The 3530-nt window shown below is 67.9% G+C and carries 3 protein-coding genes; all 3 read right to left on the bottom strand.

Annotated features, from left to right (window positions below):
- On the bottom strand, positions 1-1565 hold a 1565-nt coding region (locus O1Q03_RS39785), incomplete at its 3' end, for a methyl-accepting chemotaxis protein (protein ID WP_269511603.1).
- A 37-nt stretch (positions 1566-1602) separates the two neighbouring features.
- Positions 1603-2118, bottom strand: coding sequence for a chemotaxis protein CheW (gene cheW, locus O1Q03_RS39780; RefSeq protein ID WP_269511600.1), 516 nt, complete (start codon positions 2116-2118; stop codon positions 1603-1605).
- A 48-nt stretch (positions 2119-2166) separates the two neighbouring features.
- Positions 2167-3530 (bottom strand): chemotaxis protein CheW (locus tag O1Q03_RS39775; protein ID WP_269511597.1); only part of this gene is annotated, 1364 nt, incomplete at its 5' end.

The following is a 3530-nucleotide window of genomic DNA, read 5'->3' as shown; positions in this document are numbered from 1 at the left end:
GGCGCGATGCCGCCCGCGACGTGCCAGCTCGACACGATCGCCTTCATCTGGCGCGTCTGCTCCTCGAGCGACGCGGCGGCCGCCGCGGCCTGCTCGACGAGCGCCGCGTTCTGCTGCGTGACCGAATCCATCTGGCCGACCGCGCGATTGACCTGCTCGATGCCGGTCGACTGCTCGTCCGACGCGGCGCTGATCTCGCCCATGATGTCGGTGACGCGGCGCACGGCCTGGACGATCTCGTCCATCGTCGAGCCGGCACGCGCGACGAGCGCCGAACCGCTCTCGACCTTCTCTGCCGAATCGCCGATCAGTTGCTTGATTTCCTTCGCGGCACTCGCGCTGCGCTGCGCGAGCGAGCGCACTTCGCCCGCGACCACCGCGAAGCCGCGGCCCTGCTCGCCCGCACGCGCGGCTTCGACCGCCGCGTTCAGCGCGAGGATGTTGGTCTGGAACGCGATGCCCTCTATCGTGCCGATGATGTCGACGACCTTGCCAGAGCTTGCCGCGATGTCCTGCATCGTCGCCACGACCTGACCGACCACCTCGCCGCCCTGCGTCGCGATGTCGGACGCGTTCACCGCCAGTTGGCTCGCCTGCCGCGCGTTCTCCGCGTTCTGCCGCACGGTGCCGGTCAGCTGCTCCATGCTCGATGCGGTCTCCTGCAGCGATGCGGCTTGTTCCTCGGTGCGTTGCGACAGATCGGTGTTGCCGGACGCGATCTCGTGCGCGCCGACGTCGATCGACTCGGTGCCGCGATGCATGGCCTGCACCATCGCCGTCACGGCGTCCTGCATCCGCTTGATCCCGCCGAACAGGCGGCCGATCTCGTTCCTGCTGAACACGTTGACCGGCTGCGTGAGGTCGCCGCCCGCGATGCGCTCGAAGTGCGCGATCGCATCCTCGAGCGGCTTCACGATCAGCCCGCGCAGCGCGAAGCGGATCGCGATCACGACGACGAACGCGATCGCGATGCCGGCCGCGATCAGGCCGATCATCAGTGAAATCTGCGACTGCGTCGCGGCCTGGCGCTCGTCCGCGCGCTTTTGCAGCGACGCGACCACGGCCGACGCGGCCTGGTCGTACGCGACGAACATCGGGCTGATCTTCGTGTCGGCGACCGCGTGGTACGCGGTCATGTCGCCCGCGCGCGCGGCCGCGAATTCCGGCTCGACGCCTTCCTTCACGATCGCCGCGTAGCGCGTGGCAAGCTCGTCGACGAGCGCTTGGTCGACGCCGAGCTTCGGCGTCGACTGGAACGTCTGCCAGGTCTCGTTCGACTTCGTGTAGAGCACCTGCGCGCGGTCGAGCACCTTCGCGGCCTCGGCCGTGTTGCCGGCCTCGGTCAGCGAACGGAAGCGGTCGAGCGACACGCGTGCGCGCAGCAGGTACGACGACGTGTCGTCGAGCGCGTGGATCGCCGGCAGATCGACGTGTGCGATCTCGTCGAGCGAGCGGCTCGCGTGATTGAGCGCGTAGAGGCCGAGCCCGCCGACCGCGGCAGCCAGGCACACGAGGATGAGTCCGACCGCCGTGAGCGTCGTGCGGATCGACCAGTTATGCAACATTGCAGATTCTCCCGAAGTTCCTGCGCGTTCGGCGCACTTATGCGCCGAGCGACTCGATCAGCGCCATTTCCCGGCTCGACATCAGCTTCTCGATGTCCATCAGGATCAGCATCCGGCCGTCGACCGTGCCGAGGCCCGTCAGGTACTCGGTCGTCAGCGTCGCGCCGAATTCCGGTGCCGGCATGATCTGGTCGGTCTGCAGCGTGAGCACGTCCGACACGCCGTCCACCACCATCCCGACCACCCGATGCGCGACGTTCAGGATGATCACGACGGTCTGATGGTCGTATTCGACGCGGCCCAGATGGAACTTGATCCGCATGTCGACGATCGGCACGATGATGCCGCGCAGGTTGATCACGCCCTTGATGAAGTCCGGCGCGTTCGCGATGCGCGTGACGCTCTCGTAGCCGCGGATTTCCTGCACCTTCAGGATGTCGATCCCGTATTCCTCGTCGCCGAGCGTGAACACGAGGAATTCCTGGCCCGTCGCATCGCCGTGCGCGGCGTCGCGGCGGCTGCTGGCCGCGTTCGCCGCGGCCGGATTGATCATTTGGACTTCAGCAGACACGTTTGCCCCCAGTGGGTTGAATGGCGAGAGTCAGAAGATCGCGAGCTCGGCGCCGGCTCGGGCGCCGTGCGTCGCACGGGTTTCGCGGTTCAGTGCCGCGACGTCGACGATCAGCGCGACGCTGCCGTCGCCGAGGATGGTCGCCGCCGAGATGCCGTGCACCTTGCGGTAGTTGGTTTCGAGGTTCTTCACGACCACCTGCTGCTGGCCGACCAGTTCGTCGATCAGCATCGCGAAGCGGCGCCCCTCGGTTTCCATGATCGTGACGATCCCCTGGGTCGGGTCGGTGCGCGCGTCGTCGACCGAGAACACCTCGTGCAGCGCGACGAGCGGCAGGTATTCGCCGCGCACGCGCACCACGCGCTCGCCGTTGCCGACCGTGTAGATGTCGTCGATCGACGGCTGCAGCGACTCCATCACGAAGTTCAGCGGCAGGATGAAGATCTCGTTGCCGACCTTCACCGACATCCCGTCGAGGATCGCCAGCGTGAGGGGCAGCACGATCCGCGTGGTCGTGCCGCGGCCGGCCTGCGACGTGATCTCGACGTGGCCGCCCATCGACTGGATGTTGCGCTTCACGACATCCATCCCGACGCCGCGGCCCGACACGTCGGTCACCGTCTCGGCGGTCGAGAAGCCCGGCGCGAAGATCAGTTGCCACACTTCGTCGTCGGAGATGTTGTCGGACACCTGCATGCCCTGCTTCGCGGCCTTCGCGAGGATCCGTTCGCGGTTCAGGCCCGCGCCGTCGTCGCTGACCTCGATCACGATGTTGCCGCCGTGATGCGCGGCCGACAGCACGAGCTGGCCGACCGCGTCCTTGCCGGCGGCCACGCGCTTGTCGACCGTCTCGATCCCGTGGTCGAGGCTGTTGCGCACGAGGTGCGTGAGCGGATCGATGATCCGCTCGATCAGGCTCTTGTCGAGCTCGGTCGCCTGGCCGAACGTGACGAGCTCGACCTGCTTGCCGAGCTTGCCGGCGAGGTCGCGCACGAGCCGCGGGAAGCGGCTGAACACGTAGTCCATCGGCATCATCCGGATCGACATCACCGCTTCCTGCAGATCGCGCGCATTGCGCTCGAGCTGCGCCATCCCGTTGAACAGGCGGTCGTGCAGCGCCGGATCGAACGCGCTGGCCGTTTCGGCGAGCATCGCCTGCGTGATCACGAGCTCGCCGACGAGGTTGATCAGCTGGTCGACCTTCTCGACGCCCACGCGGATCGAGCTGCCTTCGGCGCCCGCTGCGGCCGCGGCGGCCGGACGCGCACGCTTGTCGTCGTGGTGCGCGGCGGCCGATGCGGCGGGTTCCGCGTGCGCTGCCGATTGCGTCGATTGCGCCGGTTGCGCCGGTTGCGCGGGCTCCGCGGCGGCGGGCGCCGGCGCTTGCGGCGCGG

The organism is Burkholderia sp. IMCC1007, from assembly GCF_027257875.1.
Lineage (GTDB): Bacteria > Pseudomonadota > Gammaproteobacteria > Burkholderiales > Burkholderiaceae > Burkholderia.
Note: the sequence above shows the minus strand (reverse complement) of the source record. Positions and strands in the feature narration are given on the sequence as shown.

What these genes read in the sequence shown, in the direction of transcription:
- cheW (WP_269511600.1), bottom strand. Translation starts at nt 2,118, where the DNA reads ATGATCAATCCGGCCGCGGCGAACGCGGCCAGCAGCCGCCGCGACGCC.